We start from the raw sequence: 26,837 nt of genomic DNA, 5'->3' as shown, positions 1-26,837 counted from the left end.
TCGCCTTTTTTTTTATGTTTTATACTTTCTAAACTATTTAAAAACAGTATCACAAGCTGCTATCGTTTTATCTAAATCTTCATAAGTTAAAGCATCTGTAATAAACCAAGTTTCAAAAGCACTTGGCGCAATATATATACCTTGATTTAGCATCCCATGAAAAAAGGTTTTAAAGGTGTCGTTATTACCATTTGCAGCTGTTTCAAAATCTACAACTCTAACTTCATCAAAGTGAACAGATATCATAGAACCAACTCTATTTATGGTATGCGTAACATTATTACTATTTAAAACTTTAGCTAAACCTTTATGAAGGTATTCCGTTTTTTCAGCCAGACGCTTAAAAACTTCTGTATCACTATTTAATGCTTTTAGCATTGCCAAGCCGGCAGCCATAGCTAACGGATTCCCGCTTAAAGTTCCTGCCTGATACACGGGACCTAATGGCGCTAAGTGATTCATAATTTCATTTCTTGCAGCAAAGGCTCCCACAGGAAGACCTCCGCCAATAACTTTTCCGAAGCAAACAATATCCGCATCTACGCCATACAACTCTTGAACACCACCTTTTGCAAGACGAAAACCTGTCATGACCTCATCGAAAACTAGTAAAATATCATGAGCATTACAAAGCAATCTTAAACCTTCAAGAAAACCATCTAAGGGAGGAATACAACCCATATTTCCAGCAACTGGCTCAATAATAACACAAGCAATTTCATTTTTATTAGCTTTTATTAACGCTTCAACATTTGCTAAATCGTTATAATTTGCTAACAATGTATCCTTAGCTGTTCCTTTAGTAACTCCAGGACTATTTGGGCTACCAAAAGTCACTGCTCCACTACCTGCTTGGATTAAAAACGAATCGCTATGTCCATGATAGCAACCAGCAAATTTTATAATTTTATCTTTCCCAGTAAAACCTCTTGCTAACCTCACAGCACTCATGCAAGCCTCTGTTCCAGAATTAACAAAACGAATTTTGTCAATATTAGGCACCATAGACACTGCTAATTCTGCAATTTCAGTTTCTATTTCGGTTGGCATACCAAAAGAGGTTCCTTTTTTAGCTTTTTCAATAACGGCATTAACAACTGGCTCAAAGGCATGACCTAAAATCATTGGTCCCCAAGAATTAATATAATCTATTAATACATTTCCATCTTCATCATATAAATAAGCACCTTTGGCTTCTTTCACAAAAATGGGTGTTCCACCAACTGCTTTAAAGGCTCGAACTGGAGAATTTACACCTCCAGGAATTACTTTCTCCGCTGCTTCGAAAAGCATACTACTACGTTTATAAATCATTGTAATTAATCTTTTGGAATAGGCTTAATAAATAAAATTTGTCCTACAAACAAATCGTTAGTTTCTAAACTATTTAATGCTTTGAGTTCTAATACTGAGATATTATATTTTCTAGATAAAGAATATAATGTATCTCCTCCTACAATAGTATGTTTGTCTTTTTGGTTATACGCGATGCCCAAAACTTGATTATCGAAACGATATAACTGATAACGTTCAATTAAGCTTATTAATTTTTGCGGATACTTTCTATCTGTTGCATAACCTGCCGCCTTTAATCCTTTTGCCCAAGATTTGTAATCTGATATATCTAACTTAAACAATCCTGCATAACGTGTACGTTCTTTTAAAAATAATGAATGGTCCCTAAAAGAGTATTTAGAGTTTTTATATTTTCTGAAACACTCTTGGTCTTTATCATCATCATGATATATTCTTCCACCAGTCCATTCTTTGTGACATTTTATACCAAAATGATTATTTGCTTCAACAGCAAGTCTTCCTTTGCCAGATCCAGATTCTAAAATCCCTTGTGCTAAGGTTATACTAGCTGGCACATCATAATTACGCATCTCGTCTTGTGCGATATCACTATATATTGCTATATATTTCTCTACAGGACTATTATATACTTTTGGAATTTCTTTAATTACGACCTCATTGACCGTTTCCTTTTTAGAAGCCTCTTTTTTTATTGCTACTTTTTTGGAAGAGCCACAACTCATCACAAAAAACATAACACATAATAGTGTAACTAGTTTATTCATTTTATTGTATTAACGGTAATTGTTTTTGTTTTAATCTAATATTCATGCCTTGAATACCTTGTAATCCTCCTGTATGGATTGCTAAAATTTTAGCATTCTTTTTAAAAACACCTTTATTAATCATATCAATAATTCCAAACATCATTTTCCCAGTATAAACAGGATCTAAAGGTATGCCATGCACATTTTTAAAGGTATTAATAAACGTTATTAACTCCATATTTATTTTTGCATAACCTCCAAAATGATAATCTGTAATTAATTGCCAATTATCTTGTTTTGCAAATTTACTAATATCTTCTTTTAAAAAATCACCTTTTAACGCTGAAAAACCTAAAACTTGTTGACTGGGTTTTGCACTGTTTATTATACCTGCAATAGTACCTCCTGTTCCAACGGGCACACAAATATAATCGAAATCTTTATCTGCTTCCGTTAAAATCTCTTCACAACCTTTTATCGCCAGTTTATTTGTTCCGCCCTCTGGAATTAAATAAAAATCACCAAACTCCTGTTTTAGAGCTTCAATAAATTTGATGTCATTTTTATGCTTAAAGTCGTTTCTAGAAATAAATTTAAATTGCATTCCACAAGATTTCGCATAGCTTAGTGTTGGATTATTTTCTATCTTATTAAACAACTCTTCACCTCTTATAACACCAATAGTTTTAAAACCCTCTAGTTTTCCTGCAGCGGCTGTTGCCATAATATGATTTGAATAGGCGCCACCAAAAGTTAGTAATGTGATTTTATTTTCTTTTTTAGCTTGAATTAGATTGTATTTCAATTTCCTGAATTTATTTCCAGAAACAACAGAATGGATTAAATCTTCTCGTTTAATTGTCAGACACTTAATTCCTTCAATATTAAATACCAATTTAGTATTATCTATATTTTTTATATTTAATTTCAAATTACTTTCGTTGTGCCATTATTATTCGATTAAAAATACAAAAAAGATGATTTCTTATAAATGAATCGCAATTCCGAATTAAATATTATAAACGCGATGGGTAAAAGTAATTGTTTTTTAACAAAAAATATTTTTTTAGTCAGTAGATTTATTTGTCCATAATTCTATTAAAAAGAAAAATTAAAAAAAATATTTCAAATTATTATACCAAACACTTCTGTATAAAAATCAAGTTAACACAGCTGCTTTCCTCTTCATTTTAAAGACATCGCTATTTTTGAAATTTCTGAGCAATCCGAAAACTTGAAGAAAGCGTCTCGGTGTTTTTCAATTAAACACAAGGAAGAAGCACTGCCTGCGTTAAAAGAAAATCTAATTTAGTTTAAAAAATTAGCTTCAAGAAGCTAATCTCAGCAGCTGGCTTTAATCAAATATTAGCACCATTATATCGATATACATTAAAATATATAAAAAATATATGTATTTCGTCGAGTAAATATGTTTTTAATCATGATTTTTTGTTTTTTTAACTAAATTAGATGTAATAAGCAATCTGTATTAATTAAATTTATTTTTTTTGATTTAAGATTGATTCAATATAATGATATGATTAGAAAACTACACTCTAAAGTTCTTTTGCAGTTCTTAACTATAAATAGTTTAAGACAAGGTGCAACTTGTGGATCAGAAACATTTTTAAAACATTTAAAAGCAAACATTAGGTATAATAAATACGACTTAAGATTATGCAGATAAAATTACATAGAAAATTGAATACATCACAGAGTAATCTTTCAAAAAAAATTATATTAATAGTATTCTTATTATCAAGCCTCACTAGTTTTGGGCAAATAATTAGGAGTCAAAGTTTCGACGCAGGAGTTTCAGGGTATGCAGATGATTTAAATTACACTACATCAGGAACAGTTGCTGTTACAAATGATTCTTCAGAATCTGCACCGAACTCTTTTAGAATGAATAGCAATGGTGCTTTTGTTTTATTTGATGATATAAATATTACTACCTATACTAATGTAACTGCTACAATTTCATTTTCTTCAATTAACGCTAACAATAATAGAGATTTATTCTTAGATGTTTCTTATAATAATGGCACTAGCTGGGCTTCTACAAAATTAATAGATGGACAAAACGGAGGAGGTGGAGAAGATTGGCCTTGGGGCACATCAGATAATGATGGAGGCGCTGTAGCAACAAATCCATATACTGTTAATATTCTAAATACCGAAAACACAGTTAGATTAAGACTGAGGGCTATTAATGCATCTGGAACTAGATTTTTTTATGTTGATAATATAATTATCCAAGGAACTTTAATTACGACATGTTCTGGTACACCAACAGGTGGAGTTGTAACAGTAAGTCCTGTATCTGGCACTCCAGGCTCTACTTATAATGTAACTGCAACAGGTTTTACATCTGGCTCTGGACTTACATACCAATGGCAATACAGTGATACTGGTGGCGCACCTTGGTCTAATCAAGGTACAGCAACCTCAACATATGCAGCACTTACTAGCATGGTAGCTCCAGCTTCTGGTGTCGTTAGAACTTGGCGCTTGGTAGTCACTTGTACTGCATCTGCATCTAATACAAACTCTACAACAGGAACGTTTACATCTTCTTCTAGCACTACAAACGACGATTGTGCAGGAGCAATAGCTTTAACACCAAATATAGCATGTACATATACAACTTATACAAACCAAAATGCCACAGATAGTAGCGTATCAGATCCGGGTTGTGCAGACTATAATGGTGGTGATGTTTGGTTCTCAATTCTAGTTCCTGCAAGTGGCCAATTAACTATTGATACACAAACAGATGTAATTACAGATGGAGGAATGGCAGTATACTCTGGAGCTTGCGGGTCATTAGCCCTTATAGAATGTGACGATGATGATAGTGCTAATGGCTTAATGCCTTCTATTACAAGATCAGATTTTGTTCCATTATCTACAATATATGTTAGAGTATGGGAATATGGAAATAACAATAATGGCGATTTTGGAATTTGCGTAACAACACCGGCATCTATTACTAACGATGATTGCGTAGGAGCAACAAGTCTTACGGTGAACCCAACAGAAACTTGCACCACGAGTACATCTGGAACAACCGTTGATGCGACACAAAGTACTGCGGGTATTACCTGTAATGGATTTACTGGTGATTCAAGTGATGATGTTTGGTATTCATTTATTGCAACCGACGCTAATCATGATATTACCGTTACTCCAGGGACTCTTGGAGACTTTGTAATAGATTTAAGATCTGGAGCTTGCAACGGTACAACTATTAACTGTGCTGATGCTGTTGCCTCTGGTAACGAAATTATAAATGCTTCAGGCCTTTCTATTGGGACTACTTATTATGTTAGAATCTATAGTTATACAACTACTGGAGACGAAGGTACTTTTGATATTTGCATTACATCTCCGGGCTGTACTGCTCTGTCCACTTCCGATGAAACCCGTCTCTATTTTGTAGAAAACGAATTTATTGGAACATTAAATGATGTCACAAACACGAGTACTTTCTCCTCTAGTCCACTAGGATATCAAGATTTTACAGGTTTAACAAATAGTATTCAAGCCCAAGGAGAAGGTATGAATATTTTTGTTGAAGCCGTGAGTAGAGGCCATATTAAAGCGTGGGTAGATTGGGACTCAGACGGTTCTTTTAACGACGCAACAGAAATTGTTTTCGATTCTGGAAGCATTGCAACTTCAAGTACTACCTTTGGCTTTATTATTCCTTCAAGTCAACCTATTGGCAATTACAACATTAGAATAAGAATTTATAATAGTTTTGACGGCTCTGATGAACAATATGGCTATAATTTTAATGCCTGTGAGAATTTTGACACTCTAGGTTCTTATACAGAATATGGAGAAACGGAAGACTATTCTTTTACAGTTGTAGAAAGTTGTCCTGCAATTATTACCAGCATTACAGAAAACGAAAACTGTGGACCTGGACAAGTTATACTTACCGCAACTGGTTCTGTTGGTACAACACAGTACCATTGGTACGCTAATGAAATAGACGTTATGCCAATTGCAACAACCGCAATGGGTATTTATACTACGTTATCCATTAATACGACAACAGATTTTTATGTTACAGCAGATAATGGTAGCTGCGAATCTTTAGTAAGGACAAAAATTACAGCAAGCATAAAACCTATTCCCACGCTAACTTTTACACCAACCATACCAGAGGTTTGTGGTGAAGACGATATTTTAGAACTTACAGCCTCTGCCTCTAGCGAAGTTGCTTATTTAATTGATGAAGATTTTGAAGGCGCTGGCTTAGGTATTTTTACTAATAATAATATTGTAGATAATGGAGCAGTAGAAAATACTAGAAAAATATGGCAACAACGAACGAGTGTTTTTATCCCTAGTGAAGAAGTTTGGTTTCCTGCAATTTCATCAGGATTTGGAACCAATAAATTTGTTATGGCAACCTCAGACACTCAGGAAAGTGGCCCTCCTCCTTTTCCTGGTGCTCCCATAATAACAAACAACGCATTACAATCTCCGTCGCTAGATTCTTCAAACTATATAGATTTAACACTAAATTTCGATATATATTTCTCAAGGTACCTTTCATCAATTACGGAAAATGTAAATATTGAAGTCTCTACCAATGGCGGAACAAATTGGACGAGTATAGCATTTTATGACGATGACGTAGGCTATGGTACAGATTTTTCATCTATATCCTTAAATATGAATGCGTATATAAATGAACCAGATTTAAAAATTAGAATTAGGTATTATACAGACAATTGGTGCGACGGTGTTGCCGTAGATAATATTCAACTATTTGGCTCGATACCTTTAAGTTCTTCATTTTCTTGGACACCAACAACTATAAATGCATTTTTAGATGAAGACGCAACAATACCATACATATCTGGCACTACAGCTAGCACAGTATATGTAAAACCAACAACTGCACAATTAAAAACACCTTCGTTTTCTTTTACAGCCACAGTAACACTTTCTAATGGATGTGATATTAGTGAAAACGTATCTGTAACGAATAATACAAAATATTGGGATGGTCCTGGAATTGTAAACTGGGAGGATCCTTCTAGATGGCTACCAAATGGAGTACCAACAGCAGACAATTGTATAATTATACCAGATGAAACCATTATATCTGGCACTTCTTTTAATGCTTATGCACGAAATCTTACCATTAAAAACACTGGAGATTTACAAATTGAATCCGGTAATAGTCTAACGGTTACAGAATGGATACATGTAGACACAAATGGTGTTTTTAATATTAGTGATAGCGCTAGTTTGTTGCAAATAGACAACGATGCTAATACTGGTGAAGTTAGAATACTAAGAAATAGCCAACCAATGTATCGTTACGACTATACTTATTGGGCTTCACCTCTAACTTCAGCTTCTGGATATCTATTAGATGATTTATCTCCAAATACTTTAGCAGACAAGTTTTATAGTTGGATACCAACAGTATCTGGAGGACATGGAGATTGGACTGGTGAGAACCCTAACACAACTGTTATGTCACCAACTTTAGGTTATGCAATAAGAGGTCCACAAAATTTCAGTACTAATTCTGCAATTAAAACAGTGTTTCCTGCTTTATTTGTTGGCACACCTAATAACGGAGATATATTAGCTCCTATTTCTGTTGGAACAGATAATACACTTGGAGTTACTATAGGAAACACAGCTGTAACAGCAGATGATGACCAATGGAACTTACTCGGTAACCCATATCCATCTGCTATAGATATTTTAAGTTTCCTTAATGAAACAGGGAATGATGTTTTATTAGATGGTACAGCATATTTATGGACGCACAATACACCTCCAAACAGCGGTACACCAGACCCTTTCTATGCCGATTATTTTTCAAATTACACATCAAACGATTATGCTTCTGTAAATTCAATGGGAACTACAAATACTACAGCAGCCACCGGAGGTACACCACCAACGCAATATTTTGCTTCTGGTCAAGGCTTTTTTGTGCTAGGTTTAGGCAACGGCTCTGCTGTATTTAAAAATGATATGCGTGTTCAAAGCGGTAATGATAATTTCTTTAAAACTAGTAATGCCAAAAATTCCAGCAGTACTTTCACTAATTTCGAGAAACATAGAATATGGCTAAACCTAAGTAACAATAGTGGCGCGTTTAGTCAAATACTCTTTGGTTATGCGCAAGGTGCCACTTTAGGCTGGGATCGCGGAAAAGATGGACTTTCTTATGGAGGAAACGATGTTAATTTTTACTCAACAGCTCCAGATTTAAAATTAACAATACAAGCCAAACCATTACCTTTCACAACGTCGGATATTGTTCCATTAGGATTTGAAGCACTCAATCAAGGGCAATATAGAATAGGGATTGACCATTTTGATACCTTATTCATAAATCAACCAATATTTTTAAACGATAAAGATTTAAATATTGTTCACAGTTTAAATTCTTCTCCATATACATTTAATACAAATGTTGGTACTTTTGATAATCGATTTGAAATAATATATACTAATCAGACTTTATCTACAGAAGAATATGCCGTCGACAGTAACGATATAAAAGTGGTTTCAGGCAACGATTTAAAAGTCATTTCTGAATCTAAAAATATTAAAAGTATTGAAGTGTATGATATCCTTGGAAAAAGACTAATGACGTACAACAACGTTGATGAAAATACTATTCTATTAAAAGGGATTAAAAAATCGAATGTTGCATTAATGCTAAAAATAACATTTAATGATCATACAATTGTATACAAGAAAGCATTATATTAAGACTATAAATATTTTAAAAAATTATAAAACAACCTTGATTTTAAATAATCAAGGTTGTTTTCGTTTGCATACGCTTCTCTTTCAAAAGAAATATTTCTATACGCCGTGTACCAGCTTCTATATTGAATAAGTCTAACCACAAACTCAATACTATAAAAGACATAAAATGGAATTATTAACAACTCTAATTGCTGTATTAAATGAACCTTCTCGTGGTTTATTAAAACCAGATCTGTTTCTAAAGACTTACTCTTCAAAAAAATAAACGGAAAAATAGTTATACCTCTATAACCCTTAGGAACTAAATATTTAAAAATTAAAATCACAAAATGAAGGTTTCAAAAATCACTCCAATTTACATTATCTTTGTAATATTAAGTCTATCTTAATATGTTTACTCAAATTATTTATTAAAGAAGACAAAAAAAAGACACATAATCATTACGATTATTTTAAGAAAAAGTTAATATTAAGTATGAAGACATTTGTACCAATAGAAGAAGGCGACTATTACTTAACACCAGAAGGTTATCGATGCTTTACAGAACAATACCACTTAAAACGTGGTTATTGTTGTGAAAGCGGTTGCAGACATTGTCCTTATGGATTTAATAAGAAAAAAATACAATAAAAAAACAAAGTCAATAGATCATATGACATTTAAAGAGCAAATATTAGAAGGTATACCAGAAAAATTACCTGAACCTAAAACATACGAAAAAGACATAAATCACGCACCAAAACGAAAAGCTATTCTTTCTAAAGAAGAAGAAAAACTAGCCTTACGTAATGCCCTGAGATATTTCGACCGAAAGCACCATAACGTACTAATTAAAGAGTTTAAAAATGAATTAGATACCTATGGCAGAATTTACATGTATCGCCTACGTCCAGACTACAAAATGTATGCTAGACCAATAAACGAGTATCCAGCAAATTCTAAACAAGCTGCTGCGATTATGTTAATGATTCAGAATAATTTAGATTATGATGTAGCACAACATCCACACGAACTCATTACCTATGGGGGCAATGGTGGTGTATTCTCTAATTGGGCTCAATACCGTTTAACAATGAAATATTTGGCAGAGATGAACGACGAACAAACATTAACAATGTATTCTGGACATCCCATGGGCTTATTTCCTTCGCATAAAGAAGCACCAAGAGTTGTGGTTACTAATGGCATGATGATTCCTAACTATTCTAAACCTGACGATTGGGAGAAATTTAATGCTTTAGGTGTTACACAATATGGACAAATGACAGCAGGTAGCTACATGTATATTGGGCCTCAAGGTATTGTTCATGGCACAACGATTACGGTTTTGAATGCCTTCAGAAAAATAAAAAAAGATCCAAAAGGTGGCTTATTTGTTACTTCTGGGTTAGGAGGAATGTCTGGAGCACAACCAAAAGCAGGAAATATCGCTGGCTGCATTACTGTTTGCGCAGAAGTGAATCCGAAAATAACTCAGGTACGTCTAGATCAAGGTTGGATAGATGAAAAGATTACTGATTTAGATGAATTAGTTATACGTGTAAATAAAGCACAAGCTAAAAAAGAAACTATTTCAATAGCCTATTTAGGAAACATAGTAGATGTTTGGGAAACCTTTGATAAAGCAAATGTTCATATAGATTTAGGTAGCGACCAGACCTCACTTCATAATCCTTGGGCTGGAGGTTATTACCCAACAGGCTTATCGTTTGAAAATGCGAATGAAATGATGGCTAATAATCCTGAGCAATTCAAAATAGAAGTTCAGAAAACACTTCGCAAACATGCTGATGCTATTAATAAGCACACAGCTAAAGGTACTTACTTTTTTGACTATGGAAATGCTTTCTTATTAGAAGCCTCAAGAGCTGGAGCAGATATTATGGCAGAAAATGGTATCGATTTTAAGTACTCAAGTTATGTACAAGATATTATGGGACCTATGTGTTTCGATTATGGGTTTGGACCTTTCCGTTGGGTTTGTGCTTCTGGGAATCCAGAAGATTTAGCAAAAACTGATGCTCTTGCTTGCGCTGTTTTAGAAGAAATAAAAAAGAACTCTCCAGAGGAAATCCAGCAACAAATGGCCGACAATATCCAATGGATAAAAGGCGCACAAGAAAATAAATTGGTAGTCGGTTCTCAAGCCAGAATATTATATGCAGATGCTGAAGGTAGAGCAAAAATAGCAGAAGCTTTCAATCAAGCCATAGCTAAAGGAGAGATTGAAACTATTATTTTAGGTCGCGATCATCACGACGTATCCGGTACAGATTCTCCTTACCGAGAAACCAGTAATATTTACGATGGCTCTCGCTTTACAGCAGATATGGCAATCCAAAATGTTATTGGAGACAGCTTTCGCGGTGCTACTTGGGTAAGTATCCACAATGGTGGTGGAGTGGGTTGGGGAGAAGTTACAAACGGTGGATTTGGTATGGTTCTTGATGGTAGTAAAGAAGCTTCAAAACGCTTAAAATCCATGTTATTCTGGGATGTTAATAATGGTATATCTAGAAGAAGTTGGGCAAGAAACGAAGGCGCAGTTTTCGCAATAAAACGTGCTATGGAAATTGAACCTAATTTAAAAGTAACATTGCCAAATAACGTTGATGATGCTATAATAGATTCGTTATAACCATTAACAAATTATACTATGAGAAAAATTGTAAAAAAAACGCTACCCTTATTAATGCTTTTAATGATTGTAAGCTCTTGTACTTCGGTTCGTGTAGCTTCAGACTACGATAAAAGCGCAGATTTTGATTCCTATAAAACCTTTGCGTTTTTTAAAACAGGAATAGACAAAGCAGAAATTAGTGATTTAGACAAACGTAGAATTCTTCGTGCTATTGAAACAGAAATGCTAGCAAAAGGCTTTACAAAATCTAAAAACCCAGATTTACTAGTAAGTATTTTTACTAAAGAAAGACAAGAAGTTAATGTTTGGAACAATGGTTTTGGTGGTTATGGCTATGGTTGGGGATGGAGCCCTTACATGGGAAACAACTTTAATAGCAACATAAGTACCACGACAGAAGGCAGCCTTTACATTGACTTAATCGATGCTAAAAAGAAAGAATTGGTATGGCAAGGAAAAGGTTCTGGTTATCTAAACACATCTTCTAGTGTTGACAAAAGAGAGGAAAGAATTAGAACATTTGTTGCTGAGATTATGACCAAATATCCTCCAGAAATGGAACAATAAAATACAAAAAAAAAATTTAGATAACAATTACAACTTATAATTACATCACAATATCATTGTTCCAAACATAAGGTTCTGGTATATCTGTATCGTCAATAAGCTGTCTAATATCTATTTCAATTCCACGACTCATATCTGTAATTGGCACATCGTTTGGACCGCCTTCAAATGGATTCTCTGTACTTTCACCAATAACTTCCATAGTATGAAACACCCATGCTAATAATGCACTAAATGGTATTGAAAACCACACAAAATGATGTGCAATAAACTGTTGAATATGGTGTAACGTAGAAGTATGAGATTTATGGTTTTCTAAATCTCCAATAATATGCTCACCAATGGCTTCAAAACCTCCCATGATGCCAAAAGGTAAAAGAATGATAAAAACCCAAACAAACATATAATTCAATGTTGCAAATTGTCTTGGGTAAGGAAAGTTTTTAATACGTTCACTTTTACCTTGAAGTGTATAAAACTCTTTTAGCACATTCACCATTTCCATGTGCCTAAAATCTTCAATCAAACCTTCCTGCATTAGCGTCTTAAGTCTTTTAGATTGTACACCTAATAATTGTGACGCCTTATTTCCTTTAGCAAAAATAGTATTATATTCTTCTTCGGAAATGTAACCATTAATGGCGTCTTTAATTGGAATAGTGTCTTCGCAAACAAGGTAATTTGATTCTTTAAATTCCTGATTAGACTTTTGGTCTTTCACATGTTGCTCCCATGGTTTGTCGGCACGCATTTGATAACGCAATGCTGTTAACCAAGCGATATGCCTATGCACCAATTCTCTATGAATACCAAATAATTCGGTTTCGGAAAGCTTTTCTTTACTATGGTCATTATTAATAAAGTCTCTAACCATAATAGTCCAAGTACGAGAGGCATTAACAATACCGCCCCATATTTTACGCGCTTCCCAAAGACGATCATAAGAGGCATTATTTTTAAAACTCACCATAAACGCTACTGCTGTACCTAAAACACCTAATGGCAACCAAGGCACATGCAACCATTTCAATCCAACAACATCAAATAAGATGACAGGAATTGTTGCTAATATGAGAAATAAAAAAATATGCCTTCGTGTCCATTTAATAACACCTGCTACTGGAAATATTCGTCTTGTATACATAAAATATTTTTATTTGACGTAAGATACAAAAGACTAGTAATTAAGCAAACTTTCTATTTTATCCTGTACTTTTTTAGTTGAAGGAATCATTGTTTGTTCTAAAGTTGAATTTAATGGTATTGCCGGCATATTCTCACTACCAATGGTCATTACTGGAGCATCTAAATATTTAAAGCATTCTTCCTGAATTTTTCCAGCTAAAGCTCTAGCAAAGCTATTATTTGAAGGTTCTTCTGTCACTACTAAACATTTTCCTGTTTTCTTAACAGATTTCATAATCGTGTCGTCATCCAAAGGAAATAATGTACGTAAATCGATAACCTCTATTTGATCTTGCATTCCTAATTCTTCGGAAGCATTCATAGCCCAATGCACTCCCATTCCATAGGTTACAATGGTTAAAGTTTCAACATTTTCTTGTTTCCATATTTCTTGAAGCACCCAAGCCTTACCAAAAGGTAAAACATAATCTTCACTTGGCTCAACAGATGTTGCACCTTGAGTTCCTGGCACTTTAGACCAATACAAACCTTTATGTTCTAAAATAACTACTGGATTTGGATCGTAGTAAGCAGCTTTCATCAAGCCTTTTAAATCGGCTCCATTACTTGGATACGCAATTTTAACACCTCTAATATTAGTAATTACACTTTCTACAGAAGATGAATGATAAGGTCCTCCACTTCCATAAGCACCAATTGGCACACGTAGAATCATGCTTACTGGCCATTTACCGTTACTTAAATAACAGCTTCTACTCACTTCTGTAAATAATTGATTTAAGCCAGGCCAAATATAATCTGCAAACTGAACCTCAACAATAGGTTTTAATCCAACAGCACTCATACCAACAGTTGAACCTACAATAAAGGCTTCTTGAATTGGTGTATTAAAAACACGATCGTCTCCAAATTTTTGAGCTAAGGTTGCTGCTTCTCTAAACACACCACCAAGTCGTCCTCCAACATCTTGTCCGTAGAGCAAACATTCTTTATGTTTTTTCATTAATTCTTCTACAGCAAATAAGGCGCAATCTACCATGACTACTTTATCTGCGCCTACTGGCGCACGAGTTCCTTTTTCTTCTGTAATTGGTGTTGGTGCAAAATCGTGCGTGAATAAATCTTCAGGCTTTGGTTCTTCTTGTTTTAAAGCTTTTCCGAAATCTGATTGCACTTTCGCTTTCGCGGAATTTTCAATATCTAAAATCTGTTGTTCAGAAAAACCAGCATCTAGTAATTGTTGCCTAATAACTGGATAGGGATCTCGTGAACGTGCTTCTTCCAGATCATCGCGATACCATTCCATTCTTACACCAGAGGTATGATGGTTTAATAATGGCACTTTAGCGTGAACTAAAAATGGGCGACGTTCTGTTCTAATAGTATGGATCACTTTTTCTATGGCTTCATAACTTTCCGTAAAGTTTGCACCATCAATTGAAATCGCATCTAAACCATGAAAACCTTGTGAATATTCAAAAGCATTTTGCGCTCTGGTTTCTGCTGCATTTGCTGAAATATCCCAACCATTATCTTGTACTAAATACAAAATTGGCATCTGTTTTAAAGCTGCCATTTGGAAGGCTTCTGCTATTTCTCCTTCGGTTACAGATGCGTCTCCTAAAGAGCATACCACAAAAGGCAAATCTTTAAGTGCTTTGTCATCTAAACCCTGTAATTCTTTATACTGCATTCCCATGGCAACTCCGGTTGCAGGAATAGCTTGCATTCCTGTTGCTGAGGATTGGTGTGGAATTTTTGGCTTATCATCGTCTTTTAAACTTGGGTGGCAATAGTAAGTTCTTCCTCCAGAAAACGGATCGGCTTTTTTTGCTAATAATTGCAACATCAAATCATAAGGTTCTAAACCAAATGATAATAACATAGCATCGTCTCTATAGTAAGGAAAGGCATAATCTTGAGGTAATAATTGCAAACCTAAAGCTATTTGAATCGCTTCATGACCTCTTGATGTGGCATGAACGTATTTTGAAACTTGTTTAAAATTAGCTTCGTATAATTCTGTCATAGCTTTTGCTGTGCAGAGTTTTGAAAATCCTTTTTCTAAAATGCTTTTTTCCATACTTGTCATTCCTGTGTACACAGGAATCTATTTATTAATTCTCGTCCATTGTGGATTCCTACCTGCGCAGGAATGACAAACTCTCGTCAATACGAGCGACATTATTTATTCTTAGAGGGTTACTTCTGCGGTAGGGATTGAGGCTTTGTTGAAGCTCCTCGCAGATAGCGACTGCCGAAAGCCCGACCTTCAGGTAACGCCCAAATTATTCTAAGCGAGCTCTTTTTTTACTTTAATTATCCAACTAAACTTGTCTTCTATTTTACCCGTTTTAATCGCGTTTAAAGTAGTGTTGACATCTAATCCTACTGGACTTTCATTAGACACATGAATTGTTTCATCGCCAACTCCAATCTCTTGAATATAAGCAATACCAACAGCAGTACCTGTTCCAAAAGCTTCCTCTAGAACACCTTTTTCTGATGCTTCTTTTATCTCATCGATTGTTATTGCACGTTCAACAACCTCGTAACCTTTATCTTTTAAAACATCCATAACACTTATTCTAGTAATGCCATCTAAAATAGAACCATCGCGTTTAGGTGTAACAAATTTTCCATCTATTTTGAAGAAAATATTCATGGTTCCAACTTCTTGAATATACTTATGCTCAACCGCATCTAACCACAACACTTGGTCGTAACCTTTTGCTTTTGCCAATTCTGTAGGGCGAATGGCTGCTGCATAATTCCCTGCTGCTTTCGCCTCTCCCGTTCCACCATTGGCAGCACGGATATATTCTTTCTCAGCCCATAATTTAATACGTTTACTAAAAAATGGCCCTGCTGGTGAAGCCATAATTATAAACTTATAATGTGTTGCTGCTCGCATACCAATAAATGGTTCATCTGCGTACATAAATGGCCTTAAGTATAATGCACTTCCATCTGTTGGAGGAATCCAATTACGTTCTAAATCTACTAATTGCTTTAAGCCTTCAACAAATAGATCTTCAGGGAAATCTGGCATTCCCATTCTATCTGCACTTGCATTTAAACGTGCTGCATTTTTATTCGCTCGAAACAACATTGGGTTTCCTTCTCCATCAACCGTAGCTTTCATGCCCTCGAAAATCGCTTGTCCATAATGCAATGCCATTGCTGCTGGATGCGTTGGTATTAATGCTAAAGGTTCTATTCTAGGATTGCTCCATTGTCCGTTTTCAAAATCACAAATAAACATGTGGTCTGTGAAAGTTGTGCCTAACGGAATGTTGTTGAAATCGATGTTTTCAACTTTAGATTGAGAGACTTTGGATATTGAAATATTATGTTTCATATTTTTATTTATTTGTCATTATGAAGAGAAAAACGACACAGGAACCTCAAATAAGATTCTTCGCTTCACTCTGAATGACAATTCAATTATATTTTTCTATTAACATCAAATTGCTCAAAATAATCTGCAACGCGACGCACAAAACTTCCGCCTAAAAATCCATCAACTACTCTGTGATCAAAAGATAATGACAAATACATCATACTACGAATGGCAATCTCATCACCTTTTTCTGTAGTAATAACTTCTGGACGTTTCTTTATGATTCCTAAAGCAAGAATTGCTACTTCTGGCTGATTAATGATTGGAGTTCCCATAACGCTTCCGAAAGTTCCAACATTAGAAATTGTAAATGTACTACCTTGAATATCGTCTGCTTTTAAATTATTCTCTCTCGCTTTATTTGCAAGTTCATTTACATTTCCTGCCAAAGTTTTCAAGTCTTTTGTATCGGCATTTCTAACTACTGGAACAATTAAATTACCGCTAGGCAAGGCTGTTGCCATACCAATATTAATATGCTCTTTGATAATAATATTTTTGCCATCTACAGAGGCATTAATATTTGGAAAATCTTTTACTGCTTTAGCTACAGCTTCTACAAACAAAGGCGTAAATGTTAAACGTTCTCCATGTTTTTCTTGAAAGGCAATTTTGTTAGCATTTCTCCAATTTACCATATTGGTTAAATCGGCCTCGACATAAGCTGTAACATGTGGTGATGTATGTTTTGAATACACCATATGGTCTGCAATCATGAGACGCATACGATCCATCTCAACCACTTTGCCTTTTCCTTTATCAAAATTCAATTGCGGAATACGATATGCTGTAGTATCTTTTTGAGCAACTGGTTGCGCAAATTTATATGGTCTCCCCTCTTCTATATACTGAAAGACATCACTTTTACGTAAACGCCCTTCATGACCTGTCGCTGGAATTCTAGCTAATTCTTCAAAACTAATATGACTTTCTTTTGCTATTTTAATTATTAATGGCGAAAAGAACGTGTTTGAATTTGATACACTAAATTGATCTGAAGAAGCAACTGGACTAGGCTTAGGCCTTTTAGACGCTTTGGGCTTTTCAGTTTTCTTTTGTTGTAATTTAGTATCCCTTTTAGAAGTTTCTTTTTTAGAAGTTAAAACTTGACCATCTGTATTAATTATAGCAATTGTATCTCCAATTTTAATAACAGCATTAGCCTCGTATAAAATTTCTTCTATAACTCCAGAAACTGTTGAAGGCACTTCAGAATCTACTTTATCTGTAGCAACTTCTAAAAGCATTTCATCATCTTCTATAGTATCCCCAACATTTTTGAACCATGTAATTATGGCTGCTTCGGTAATACTCTCTCCCAATTTGGGCATTTTAAATTCAACTCTAGACATAGTTATTTTTTCATAAAATCACGAAGCGTCTTATAAACGTCTTCTTGAACTTTCATATTTTCAGGAATGGTTCTCAAAGGTTCCACTTCTTTTAAACTCTCATGGCAATGTGCTGGTAATTGTTGGTACAATTGTGTGCCTTTAGTTTTCCAAGCAATCATTTCATCTGTAACTTCTTTAATCACTTTTGCTGGATTACCAACAACTAAACTTCGTTTTGGAATTTTAGTTTCAGCTTTAACAAATGCCATGGCTCCAACTACACATTCGTCTCCAATTTCTGCATCATCCATGATAACAGTATTCATACCAATTAGGCAATTTCTCCCCAAATTAGCACCATGAATTATTGCGCCATGACCAACATGCGCACTTTCTTTAAGTGTAATTGATTTTCCAGGAAACATATGCACTGTACAATTCTCTTGAACATTAACACCGTCCTCTAAAATAATTTGTCCCCAATCTCCACGAATTGCAGCACCTGGTCCTATATAACAATTTTTACCAATAATAACATTTCCTGTTACTGCAGCCAAAGGATGTACGAAACTGGATTCGTGGACAACTGGTGTATAGCCTTTGAATTTGTAAATCATATTCTATTTGATGTCGTTACGAGAGCGGTGTTAATCTTTTGAAGAGATCCTTCGCTCTGCTCTGAATGACAGTATTTATTTATAAGTTTTTAATTTTTCTTTTGTAAAATCGCTTAAAACTAGTTTTCCACTAATTGCTGCTCGCTCTGCTAATAAAGCATCCCAATCTTCAGTCCCTTTCCAAAAGACTTTTTTCATTTCTAATATCGCTTCCGTATTATAAGTACACAGATGTTCTGCCGTTGTTTTAACTGCTTCATCTAATGCTTCAGTACTTTCATAAACATGTGTGAACAAGCCTTTTTGTTTTGCCCATTCTGCTGGATAAAATGTATTTGCATCTATCGCAATTTGTGACATGGCACTTAATCCCATTTTACGTTCTATTGCTGGTCCAACTACAAATGGCCCAATACCTATATTTAGTTCACTTAACTTAATTGCTGCAAATTTTGATGCCATACAATAATCTGTTGAAGCAGCAAGTCCTACTCCTCCTCCAACTGTTTTTCCTTGTACACGTCCAATAATAAATTTTGGACATTTACGCATCGCATTAATCACGTTTGCAAATCCTGAAAAGAAAACTTTTCCTGTTGCCGCGTCATTAATATTTATCAGTTCAGTAAAACTTGCACCTGCACAAAATGTTCTCTCGCCTCCACTTTTAAGAACAATTACTTTGATGTCGTTATTTGTTCCGGCATCAATTATTGTTTGTGCTAGTTCAGCTAAAACAGCTCCCGGTAACGAGTTGTGTGCAGGATGGAAAAACTCTATGTATCCTACTTCGTTTTCTATAATTTGTTTTACGTATGGTTCTGACATCTCTTTAACTCTTTTAATATTCCTGCTCATGCAGGAATATAACTTTTAATGATTATTTACTTAATATTTGGATTCCTGCATTCGCAGGAATGACAAACTATATTAATTCGAATTGTTCAAAATGATGATTTAAGTGCTTACGCTCTAACAAATACCATTCATATCTATTCAATTCTCCAAAGACCATATTGTTCAATTTAACATCTGGATTTTCTTTAAAATACTCTAAATACTTTTCTCTTTGACCTTTAAGCTTTTGAATTGCCGTTTCTAAATCTGGATGCTTTAACGTATCCAAAGTATCTTTTTCAAGTAATGGAAACCTAGAATTTAATGGAAATTTATTATGATTATATAAGCTATTATGGACTTTTTCAAGAATCTTTTCTGGTGTTGCAACTTCAAAATCTTGAATTTCTCCAGAAGCTATTTTATAAGTGTACTCCAAATGTTCTATCATGTGTTGTGGTGTCATGATTCCCCAATTTGGCTTTGCATCTTCTTTTAATTTTGAAAGATATTCAGTGATTTTATCTTCAGTCATTTCAACAAATACTTCTTGCTTTTTCTGAACCATTGTTAAAATGGTTGCTATTGCTACTAATTCATCCTCAGCATCGAAAACCTCAACATACCATTTTACGATTCCACTTGGATGTTCTGCAGAAGCGACATCTCTATCTATTTTTTGTTTACATGTTAATCTTACATAAACGGTATCATTATGGTAAAGAGGACGTAAGAAACGACAATCTTCTAATCCGTAATTAGCTGCAACTGGCCCTTTATTTGGGTACACAAATAATCCTGCTGCTGCAGAAATAATGAAATAACCATGAGCTGTTCTCTTTTCGAAAATACTACCATCTAATGATGTAATATCTGTATGTGCATAAAAATGATCCCAAGTTAAATTCGCAAAGTTGATAATATCAGTATCAGTGAATGTACGTTTGTGAGTCTTTAACGACATTCCAGGTTGGATATCTTCCCAATGGTATTTAAATGGATGCATCTCTGCTTCCTTGTATTCTGCATTTTGCTGGTAAATACCCGTTATTTCTGTAATTGTTGTTGGCGAACCTTGAATCGCTGTACGTTGCAAATAGTGTTTTATACCACGCATTCCTCCCATTTCTTCTCCTCCACCTGCGCGTCCTGGGCCTCCATGAACCAAGTAAGGCAATGGCGAACCATGACCAGTACTTTCTTTTGCCATATCGCGATTAACAACCATAATACGACCATGATGACTTGCAGCATTTACTACGTATTCTTTTGCGATTTTATCATCGTTTGTTGCGATTGAAGATACTAATGAGCCTTTACCCATTTGAGCCAACAATATAGCTTCATCTAAGTTTTTATATGGCATTATCGTACTTACAGGACCAAAAGCTTCGCGTTCGTGAACTACTGTGTTTTGAAAAGGATGATCTGCTCTTAATAAAATTGGACTTATAAAAGCTCCTTTTTTAGCATCTGCTCCAATGGTATTAATTTCATCTAAACTCCCATAAACAATTTGTGCTCCTTTTGCTAAATCGTTTACTGAATCTCTAACAGCCTGAACTTGTTGATGACTCACTAAAGAACCCATTCTTACTTCTTTAAGTCTTGGGTCACCAATTGTAACTTTATCTAAAGCTTTTGATAATGCTGTTTGCACATCTTCTACTAGATTTTGTGGAACAATTATTCTTCTAATCGCTGTACATTTTTGTCCAGCTTTTACAGTCATTTCTTTTCTTACTTCTTTAACAAACAAGTCGAATTCTGGTGTTCCTGGAACAGCATCTTCTGCTAAAATTGAAGCGTTTAGAGAATCGGCTTCCATAGTAAATGGCACAGATTCCAGAATAAGTTGTGGATGCGCTTTTAATAAGCGTCCTATTTTTGCTGAACCTGTAAATGTTATTACATCTTGAGATTCTACAGTATCAAGAATAGTTTTTACGGTTCCATTTATAATTTGTAATGCACCTTCTGGTAAAATACCTGAGGCTATAATTTCTTTGGCTACAGCTTCAGCTAAATAAGAAGTTGAAGGTGCTGGTAAAACAACGGCTGGTACTCCAGCCATCCAGTTTACTGCACATTTTTCTAACATTCCCCAGACTGGGAAATTGAAGGCGTTAATATGCACTGCAACTCCTTTTTTAGGCACCATAATATGATGCGCCATAAAACGTCCTCCACGAGATAAATCGATAGCATCTCCTTCTACATGATACGGTTGATTTGGAAATAATTTTCTAAGTGAAGCATTGGCAAATAAATTCCCAAAACCTCCTTCTATATCTATCCAGCTATCTACTTTCGTAGCTCCTGTTCTGTAACTTAACTCATAAAAAGCATCTTTTCTTTTGGTAAGATATAATGCTAAACTTTTAAGCATGTTTCCACGCTCTTGGAATGTCATTTTACGAAGTATTTCTCCTCCTTTTGTTCTTCCGTAGTTTAGAATTTCCGGAATATCTAGACCTTCAACGGCAACACTTGTAAAGGCCTCTCCTGTTACAGCATCTAAAATTGGTTGTCCTTCTTCTTTTCCAGTTGTCCATTGTCCTTGAACATAATGTTGAATTTTATTCATCTTACTTGTTATAGTCTTTTATTTGATTAGCAAAGCTTTCTTCGTCTTTAAAAGCTATTAAATTTCCTTCAGGATCTTTAAATTTCGCGACTTTTCCCCAAGAATGCTCTTGATAATCTACCTTAATATTTTGCTTTTTTAGTTTTTCAGAAATTGTTTTAACATCTGCTACATTAATTCGTAAACAGCTATAGTTCTTTAATTTGGAATCCTCTTCTAAGTATTCTAATCGGTCTTCTTTTTCAACCATGAGATATGTTCCAAAGCAATCAAAACAGGTTAGTTCTTCATTCTGAAATAATATAGAAAGACTTAACATTTCGGCATAAAAAGTAACGCATTTCTTGTATGCTTTTACATATAAAATTAAACCCGTTCTTTCTATTTTCATTTTACAAATTCACATTTTCAATAATCGCTGCGTATCCTTGACCAACGCCAATACACATAGTAACTAATGCGTAACGTTTGTTTTGTTCTTGCAATTCTAAAGCTGCTGAATATGCAACTCTAGCTCCTGTAACTCCTAAGGGATGACCAATTGCAATGGCACCTCCATTTGGATTTAATCTAGGGTCGTTATCTGCCAATCCCCAAGCTCTAGTACATGCTAAGGCTTGTGCAGCGAAGGCCTCGTTTAGCTCGATAACATCTATATCATTCATAGTTAAGCCTGCTTTTGCTAAAGCTTTATTTGACGCTTGAACAGGACCAATTCCCATAATTCTTGGCTCAACACCAACGACTGCAGAACTTACTATTCTTGCTAATGGTTTTAAATTGTATTTTTTTACTGCAGCTTCTGAGGCAATAATTGTTGCAGCGGCTCCATCGTTTAAACCTGAAGAGTTTCCAGCTGTTACGCTTCCTCCTTCTTTTTTAAAGGCTGCTCTTAATTTTCCTAAAACCTCTAAAGAGGTTGTTGGTTTTACAAACTCATCTTTCGAAAATTTGATAGGATCTTTTTTGCGCTGTGGAATTTCTACAGTCACTATTTCTTTTGCTAACCTTCCATTTTCTTGCGCTTTGGTTGCTTTCATTTGGCTCCAATACGCGAATTTGTCCTGATCTTCTCTAGATATATTATATTTCTCAACTAAGTTTTCGGCAGTATTACCCATGCCATCTGTACCATATAGTTTTTGCATTCTCGGATTGATAAAACGCCATCCAAAAGTAGAATCATACATTTTAGAATCTCCTCCAAATGCAGATGATGGCTTTGCCATTACGTATGGTCCACGCGTCATATTCTCCACTCCTCCAGAAATAAAAACATCTCCATCTCCTGCTTTTATCGCTCTATTTGCGTGAATGATTGCTGATAATCCTGAACTACATAAACGGTTAACGGTTTCGCCGGGCACTGTAAATGGTAATCCAGCTAAAAGTGATGACATACGCGCTACGTTACGATTGTCTTCACCTGCTTGATTAGCGCAACCCATAATGACATCGTCATAAGCTTCTTTTGGAATGCTTGGGTTTCTTTTTACGATTTCTGAAATTACTATTGCTCCTAAATCGTCTGTTCTAACGGCAGATAAAGTGCCTTTATAGTTTCCTATTGGTGTTCTAATTCCGTCTATTATGTATGCTTCCATATTTGAAATTGAAATTGAAATTAAAGTCAAAACCTAAATCTCAAATTAATATTTTATTCTTTTACTGAGGATTCCTGCCTATATAGGAATAACAAATCGTTTCTATATTATTCTTCCCAGTCTTTTTGAGTTCTATAAACTACACCTTTAAAAAGTGCGACTAATTCATCTCCTCGTTTAACCTCTATAATATTGAAACCTAATTTTTTATTTACTTTTTCAATTACAGATTCTGCAATTAAATAATCACCTTCGTTTAATGCTTCGATATGATTTATACTTGTCTCTATTGAAACTGCATATTTACCATGTGTGTTTGCTGCAAATCCGAAAGCAGTATCTGCTAACGAATAACTAATTCCTCCATGTGCTTTGTTCATACTGTTTAGCATGTCTTTTCTAATTGTCATTGCTACTTTACAGTGCCCAATTTTGCATTCTAGAATCTCTATACCTAACCAAGTACTGTAAGCATCTTGAGACAACATTTTATATGGAATTGCTTCGCCTTTCATTTAAAAGAACGTTTTGTTTTCTCTGTTCATTTTACGTAATAACGGACTACAACGGTATCTATCTTCGTGATATTCGCTATACAATTCGTCTAACTTTAACACACACCAATCTATACTTTTTTCATCTGCCCAAGCCAATAATCCTTTTGGGTAATTAACACCTTTAGTCATGGCGATGTCTATATCTTCTGCTGATGCAATGTTTAAAAATAGTGCATCTGCTGCTTCGTTGATTAGCATAACCAAGACTCTATTAAATATTTGTTCTTTTAGAAATTCTTCGCTATCGCTCTGAATGGCACTTTCGTTTGGAATGACATCACTACCAACTACTTTCTTCCCGTCTTTATCGTATTCGTAATACCCAATTCCAGATTTCCTTCCCAAATAACCTGCTTCTGCAAATCGTTTTTGCGTGAATGATGGCTTGTATCTTGGATCGAAATAAAAGGCGGTAAAAACGGTTTCTGTTACGGTGTAATTGACATCGTTTCCAATGAAATCCATAAGTTCAAATGGTCCCATTCTGAAGCCACCTAAACTTTTTAAACTATGATCTATGGTTGCGAAATCTGCTATACCTTCTTCATAAATTCTTAAAGCTTCTCCGTAAAATGGTCTTGCGACTCTATTGACAATAAAACCTGGTGTGTCTTTAGCAACAGCCACTGTTTTTTTCCAACTTGAGATTGTATCTATTGCCTTTTCTAATGTTTCATAAGACGTTTGAATGGCTGGAATAATCTCAACTAATTTCATTAAAGGCGCAGGATTAAAAAAGTGAATTCCAAGGCAACGCTTTGGGTTTTTAAGTGAAGCTGCAATTGAAGCTATCGATAAACTTGAAGTGTTTGATGCAATAATACAATCGTCTGCCACATAGCTTTCTAATTCTGAAAAAACTTTCTTTTTAATGTTAAGGTTTTCAATAATTGCTTCGATAGTTAAGTTTGAATCTGACAGATCTTTTAATGTATCTACATAAGAGATGTTAGATTGGATTCTATTTTTTTCTTCAGAATCTATTCTTCCTTTTTCGATTAAACGTAATAAGATTTTTTCAAGACTTGCTTTTGCTTTATCTAAAGCAGTTTGATTGGTATCGTATAATTTTACTTTACAACCAGAAGTTGCTGCAACTTGTGCAATACCACTTCCCATTGTTCCTCCTCCTATGATTCCGACGTTCATATATTTTCTTTTATTGTGGATTCCTGTCTGCGCAGGAATGACATAAATATTCTATCTTTTTAAGTGAGATTCTTGTTTACTTCATAAAACACTTTCAATCAAAATATATTTTGATTTCAGTAGTGCTCTTAATAACAGTTATCTTCCTTTGAATTCTGGTTTACGTTTTTCAATAAACGCAGCAACACCTTCTGCATAATCTTCACTTTGTGCAGCTTCTATTTGTAATTTAGATTCTAATGCTAATTGTGATTCTAAATCATTAGTCATAGAATTATTAAATAATTCTTTAATCATACCTAATGCTTTGGTTGGCATATTTGCTAGTTTTAAAGCCAATTTATTTACGTCTTCTTCAAAACTTTCAAGAGGAATTAGCTTGTAAATCATTCCCATTTTTTCTGCTTCTTCTGCTGAAACCTTATCTCCTAACATAGCTAATGCTAATGCTTTTTGAAATCCAATAAGTCTTGGTAAAAAGAAAGTTCCAGCACTATCTGGAACCAAACCAATAAGACTAAATGCTTGTATAAAACTTACTTTTTCGTGTGCAACCACAATATCACAAGCTAAAGCAATATTAGCTCCTGCGCCTGCAGCAACTCCGTTTACTGCTGCTATAACAGGTTTTTTAATAGCACGAATTCTTGTGATAATTGGATTATAATGCTCTTCTAGTATTTTTTTGAAACCCGGATTTAAATCTGGATCTGTCACTTCTTTTAAATCTTGACCAGCGCAAAATGCTTTTCCGTTTCCAGTAAGAACGATTGCTCTAACGTCTTCGTTTTTTTCACAAGCATCAAGTGTATCGTGAAGTAAAAACGCCATTTCACGATTGAAACTATTGAATACTTCTGGTCTATTGAGCGCTATGTACGCTACTTTGTTTTCAATTTTCAAAAGAATTGAATTATTGCTCATACCTATCTTTTTATTTTTCATCTATTCTCGACAAAAATTCTTTTTTAAAGAAATTTACCCGAACTGACATTATTTTATTTCAAACACTTAAAATAGTCAAATGGCTCTTGACAATCATCACACTGAAATTGTGCTTTGCATGCAGTTGAACCAAACTGACTTACTAATCTCGTGTTTTGCGAACCACAATTGGTACACTTAACGAGTCTTTTCTCATTAAGCAATACATCTTTATCTGCTTCTGCACTTAATGGTGCTGCTATACCATAATCTTCTAATGCTTTTCTACCTCTTGGAGTAATCCAATCTGTAGTCCAAGCTGGAGCTAATATTAATTCAATTTCAGAATTATAACCTGCATCTTTTAATGCTTTTTTTATATCATCTCCAATAACATCCATTGCTGGACAACCACTATAGGTTGGCGTAATTTCGACTTTGACAATATTGTTTTCTATAACAGCAGTACGCACAACTCCCATATCCATTATAGATAGTACTGGGATTTCTGGATCTGATACTTCTTCCAAGATTGGAATAAGTTTTTGATCTATGTTTTGTTCTGTTGTTGTCATATATATATTTGAAACTGAATTTAAAACTGAATTTGAAAGGTTTAACATGTGGTTTCAAGCTCAATTTCAA

Annotated in this window: 20 protein-coding genes; 4 read left to right on the top strand and 16 right to left on the bottom strand. The window is 34.6% G+C overall.

Annotation, left to right across the window (positions count from 1 at the left end; all coding sequences use genetic code 11):
* Nucleotides 1-33: 33 nt before the first annotated feature.
* Genes hemL through RH82_RS14130 form a run of 3 tightly spaced genes read right to left on the bottom strand, consistent with a single transcriptional unit; the run spans nt 34 to nt 2,973 of the window.
* The gene (gene hemL, locus RH82_RS14140; RefSeq protein ID WP_034061624.1) at nt 34-1,314 is read right to left on the bottom strand and encodes a glutamate-1-semialdehyde 2,1-aminomutase; all 1,281 of its coding nucleotides are present in this window, start codon (nt 1,312-1,314) and stop codon (nt 34-36) included.
* 5 nt (nt 1,315-1,319) lie between these two features.
* Nucleotides 1,320-2,081, bottom strand: coding sequence for a glucosaminidase domain-containing protein (locus tag RH82_RS14135; protein WP_034061622.1), 762 nt, complete (start codon nt 2,079-2,081; stop codon nt 1,320-1,322).
* A gap of 1 nt (nt 2,082) precedes the next feature.
* The gene (locus RH82_RS14130; RefSeq protein WP_241148072.1) at nt 2,083-2,973 is read right to left on the bottom strand and encodes a 1-aminocyclopropane-1-carboxylate deaminase/D-cysteine desulfhydrase; all 891 of its coding nucleotides are present in this window, start codon (nt 2,971-2,973) and stop codon (nt 2,083-2,085) included.
* 767 nt (nt 2,974-3,740) lie between these two features.
* On the opposite strand from RH82_RS14130, the gene RH82_RS14125 reads away from it, so the two are divergent.
* The 4 genes from RH82_RS14125 to RH82_RS14110 all read left to right on the top strand — a co-directional run bounded on the left by RH82_RS14125 (nt 3,741) and on the right by RH82_RS14110 (nt 12,034).
* Nucleotides 3,741-8,825 carry a GEVED domain-containing protein gene (locus tag RH82_RS14125; protein WP_034061620.1) on the top strand — a complete coding sequence of 1,695 codons (5,085 nt, stop codon included), beginning with the start codon at nt 3,741-3,743 and terminating at the stop codon, nt 8,823-8,825.
* 475 nt (nt 8,826-9,300) lie between these two features.
* The gene (locus RH82_RS18575; RefSeq protein ID WP_162182461.1) at nt 9,301-9,456 is read left to right on the top strand and encodes a DUF5522 domain-containing protein; all 156 of its coding nucleotides are present in this window, start codon (nt 9,301-9,303) and stop codon (nt 9,454-9,456) included.
* A 22-nt stretch (nt 9,457-9,478) separates the two neighbouring features.
* The gene (locus tag RH82_RS14115; RefSeq protein ID WP_034061673.1) at nt 9,479-11,464 is read left to right on the top strand and encodes a urocanate hydratase; all 1,986 of its coding nucleotides are present in this window, start codon (nt 9,479-9,481) and stop codon (nt 11,462-11,464) included.
* 18 nt (nt 11,465-11,482) lie between these two features.
* On the top strand, nt 11,483-12,034 hold the full coding sequence (locus RH82_RS14110) for a DUF4136 domain-containing protein (RefSeq protein ID WP_034061609.1): 552 nt from the start codon (nt 11,483-11,485) through the stop codon (nt 12,032-12,034).
* A 40-nt stretch (nt 12,035-12,074) separates the two neighbouring features.
* On the opposite strand, the gene RH82_RS14105 is transcribed toward RH82_RS14110, so the two are convergent.
* The 13 genes from RH82_RS14105 to paaD all read right to left on the bottom strand — a co-directional run bounded on the left by RH82_RS14105 (nt 12,075) and on the right by paaD (nt 26,767).
* Nucleotides 12,075-13,178 carry a bestrophin family protein gene (locus RH82_RS14105; protein WP_034061607.1) on the bottom strand — a complete coding sequence of 368 codons (1,104 nt, stop codon included), beginning with the start codon at nt 13,176-13,178 and terminating at the stop codon, nt 12,075-12,077.
* Nucleotides 13,179-13,211: 33 nt separating this feature from the next.
* Nucleotides 13,212-15,263: an alpha-ketoacid dehydrogenase subunit alpha/beta gene (locus RH82_RS14100; RefSeq protein ID WP_034061604.1), complete on the bottom strand. Its 2,052-nt coding sequence runs from the start codon at nt 15,261-15,263 to the stop codon at nt 13,212-13,214.
* Nucleotides 15,264-15,473: 210 nt separating this feature from the next.
* Complete coding sequence (locus RH82_RS14095; RefSeq protein WP_034061601.1) at nt 15,474-16,541, bottom strand: branched-chain amino acid aminotransferase; 1,068 nt, start codon at nt 16,539-16,541, stop codon at nt 15,474-15,476.
* 86 nt (nt 16,542-16,627) lie between these two features.
* Complete coding sequence (locus RH82_RS14090; RefSeq protein WP_034061600.1) at nt 16,628-17,935, bottom strand: dihydrolipoamide acetyltransferase family protein; 1,308 nt, start codon at nt 17,933-17,935, stop codon at nt 16,628-16,630.
* A gap of 2 nt (nt 17,936-17,937) precedes the next feature.
* A complete protein-coding gene (locus RH82_RS14085) occupies nt 17,938-18,534 on the bottom strand; it encodes an acyltransferase (RefSeq protein WP_034061599.1) in 597 nt (198 codons plus the stop codon).
* 75 nt (nt 18,535-18,609) lie between these two features.
* Nucleotides 18,610-19,362, bottom strand: a complete 753-nt coding sequence (locus RH82_RS14080) for an enoyl-CoA hydratase/isomerase family protein (RefSeq protein WP_034061671.1) — start codon at nt 19,360-19,362, stop codon at nt 18,610-18,612.
* Nucleotides 19,363-19,459: 97 nt separating this feature from the next.
* On the bottom strand, nt 19,460-21,958 hold the full coding sequence (gene paaZ, locus RH82_RS14075; RefSeq protein WP_034061597.1) for a phenylacetic acid degradation bifunctional protein PaaZ: 2,499 nt from the start codon (nt 21,956-21,958) through the stop codon (nt 19,460-19,462).
* Nucleotide 21,959: 1 nt separating this feature from the next.
* On the bottom strand, nt 21,960-22,349 hold the full coding sequence (locus RH82_RS14070; protein WP_034061596.1) for a VOC family protein: 390 nt from the start codon (nt 22,347-22,349) through the stop codon (nt 21,960-21,962).
* Nucleotide 22,350: 1 nt separating this feature from the next.
* A complete protein-coding gene (pcaF, locus tag RH82_RS14065; protein ID WP_034061595.1) occupies nt 22,351-23,562 on the bottom strand; it encodes a 3-oxoadipyl-CoA thiolase in 1,212 nt (403 codons plus the stop codon).
* Nucleotides 23,563-23,669: 107 nt separating this feature from the next.
* Nucleotides 23,670-24,077: a PaaI family thioesterase gene (locus RH82_RS14060; protein ID WP_034061594.1), complete on the bottom strand. Its 408-nt coding sequence runs from the start codon at nt 24,075-24,077 to the stop codon at nt 23,670-23,672.
* Nucleotides 24,078-25,268, bottom strand: coding sequence for a 3-hydroxyacyl-CoA dehydrogenase NAD-binding domain-containing protein (locus tag RH82_RS14055; RefSeq protein ID WP_034061593.1), 1,191 nt, complete (start codon nt 25,266-25,268; stop codon nt 24,078-24,080).
* Between the two features lie 138 nt (nt 25,269-25,406).
* Nucleotides 25,407-26,192, bottom strand: coding sequence for an enoyl-CoA hydratase-related protein (locus RH82_RS14050; RefSeq protein WP_034061668.1), 786 nt, complete (start codon nt 26,190-26,192; stop codon nt 25,407-25,409).
* Nucleotides 26,193-26,266: 74 nt separating this feature from the next.
* On the bottom strand, nt 26,267-26,767 hold the full coding sequence (paaD, locus tag RH82_RS14045) for a 1,2-phenylacetyl-CoA epoxidase subunit PaaD (RefSeq protein ID WP_034061589.1): 501 nt from the start codon (nt 26,765-26,767) through the stop codon (nt 26,267-26,269).
* Between the last annotated feature and the right edge of the window lie 70 nt (nt 26,768-26,837).

It is taken from the genome of Lacinutrix jangbogonensis, assembly GCF_000797445.1.
In the GTDB taxonomy this organism is placed as follows: domain Bacteria; phylum Bacteroidota; class Bacteroidia; order Flavobacteriales; family Flavobacteriaceae; genus Lacinutrix; species Lacinutrix jangbogonensis.
Note: the sequence above shows the minus strand (reverse complement) of the source record. Positions and strands in the feature narration are given on the sequence as shown.

Excerpts from the sequence above, each read along its gene's own strand:
- hemL (WP_034061624.1), bottom strand. The coding sequence starts at position 1,314 with ATGATTTATAAACGTAGTAGTATGCTTTTCGAAGCAGCGGAGAAAGTA.
- RH82_RS14135 (WP_034061622.1), bottom strand. The coding sequence starts at position 2,081 with ATGAATAAACTAGTTACACTATTATGTGTTATGTTTTTTGTGATGAGT.
- RH82_RS14125 (WP_034061620.1), top strand. The coding sequence starts at position 3,741 with ATGCAGATAAAATTACATAGAAAATTGAATACATCACAGAGTAATCTT.
- RH82_RS18575 (WP_162182461.1), top strand. The coding sequence starts at position 9,301 with ATGAAGACATTTGTACCAATAGAAGAAGGCGACTATTACTTAACACCA.
- RH82_RS14115 (WP_034061673.1), top strand. The coding sequence starts at position 9,479 with ATGACATTTAAAGAGCAAATATTAGAAGGTATACCAGAAAAATTACCT.
- RH82_RS14110 (WP_034061609.1), top strand. The coding sequence starts at position 11,483 with ATGAGAAAAATTGTAAAAAAAACGCTACCCTTATTAATGCTTTTAATG.
- RH82_RS14105 (WP_034061607.1), bottom strand. The coding sequence starts at position 13,178 with ATGTATACAAGACGAATATTTCCAGTAGCAGGTGTTATTAAATGGACA.
- RH82_RS14100 (WP_034061604.1), bottom strand. The coding sequence starts at position 15,263 with ATGGAAAAAAGCATTTTAGAAAAAGGATTTTCAAAACTCTGCACAGCA.
- RH82_RS14095 (WP_034061601.1), bottom strand. The coding sequence starts at position 16,541 with ATGAAACATAATATTTCAATATCCAAAGTCTCTCAATCTAAAGTTGAA.
- RH82_RS14090 (WP_034061600.1), bottom strand. The coding sequence starts at position 17,935 with ATGTCTAGAGTTGAATTTAAAATGCCCAAATTGGGAGAGAGTATTACC.
- RH82_RS14085 (WP_034061599.1), bottom strand. The coding sequence starts at position 18,534 with ATGATTTACAAATTCAAAGGCTATACACCAGTTGTCCACGAATCCAGT.
- RH82_RS14080 (WP_034061671.1), bottom strand. The coding sequence starts at position 19,362 with ATGTCAGAACCATACGTAAAACAAATTATAGAAAACGAAGTAGGATAC.
- paaZ (WP_034061597.1), bottom strand. The coding sequence starts at position 21,958 with ATGAATAAAATTCAACATTATGTTCAAGGACAATGGACAACTGGAAAA.
- RH82_RS14070 (WP_034061596.1), bottom strand. The coding sequence starts at position 22,349 with ATGAAAATAGAAAGAACGGGTTTAATTTTATATGTAAAAGCATACAAG.
- pcaF (WP_034061595.1), bottom strand. The coding sequence starts at position 23,562 with ATGGAAGCATACATAATAGACGGAATTAGAACACCAATAGGAAACTAT.
- RH82_RS14060 (WP_034061594.1), bottom strand. The coding sequence starts at position 24,077 with ATGAAAGGCGAAGCAATTCCATATAAAATGTTGTCTCAAGATGCTTAC.
- RH82_RS14055 (WP_034061593.1), bottom strand. The coding sequence starts at position 25,268 with ATGAACGTCGGAATCATAGGAGGAGGAACAATGGGAAGTGGTATTGCA.
- RH82_RS14050 (WP_034061668.1), bottom strand. The coding sequence starts at position 26,192 with ATGAGCAATAATTCAATTCTTTTGAAAATTGAAAACAAAGTAGCGTAC.
- paaD (WP_034061589.1), bottom strand. The coding sequence starts at position 26,767 with ATGACAACAACAGAACAAAACATAGATCAAAAACTTATTCCAATCTTG.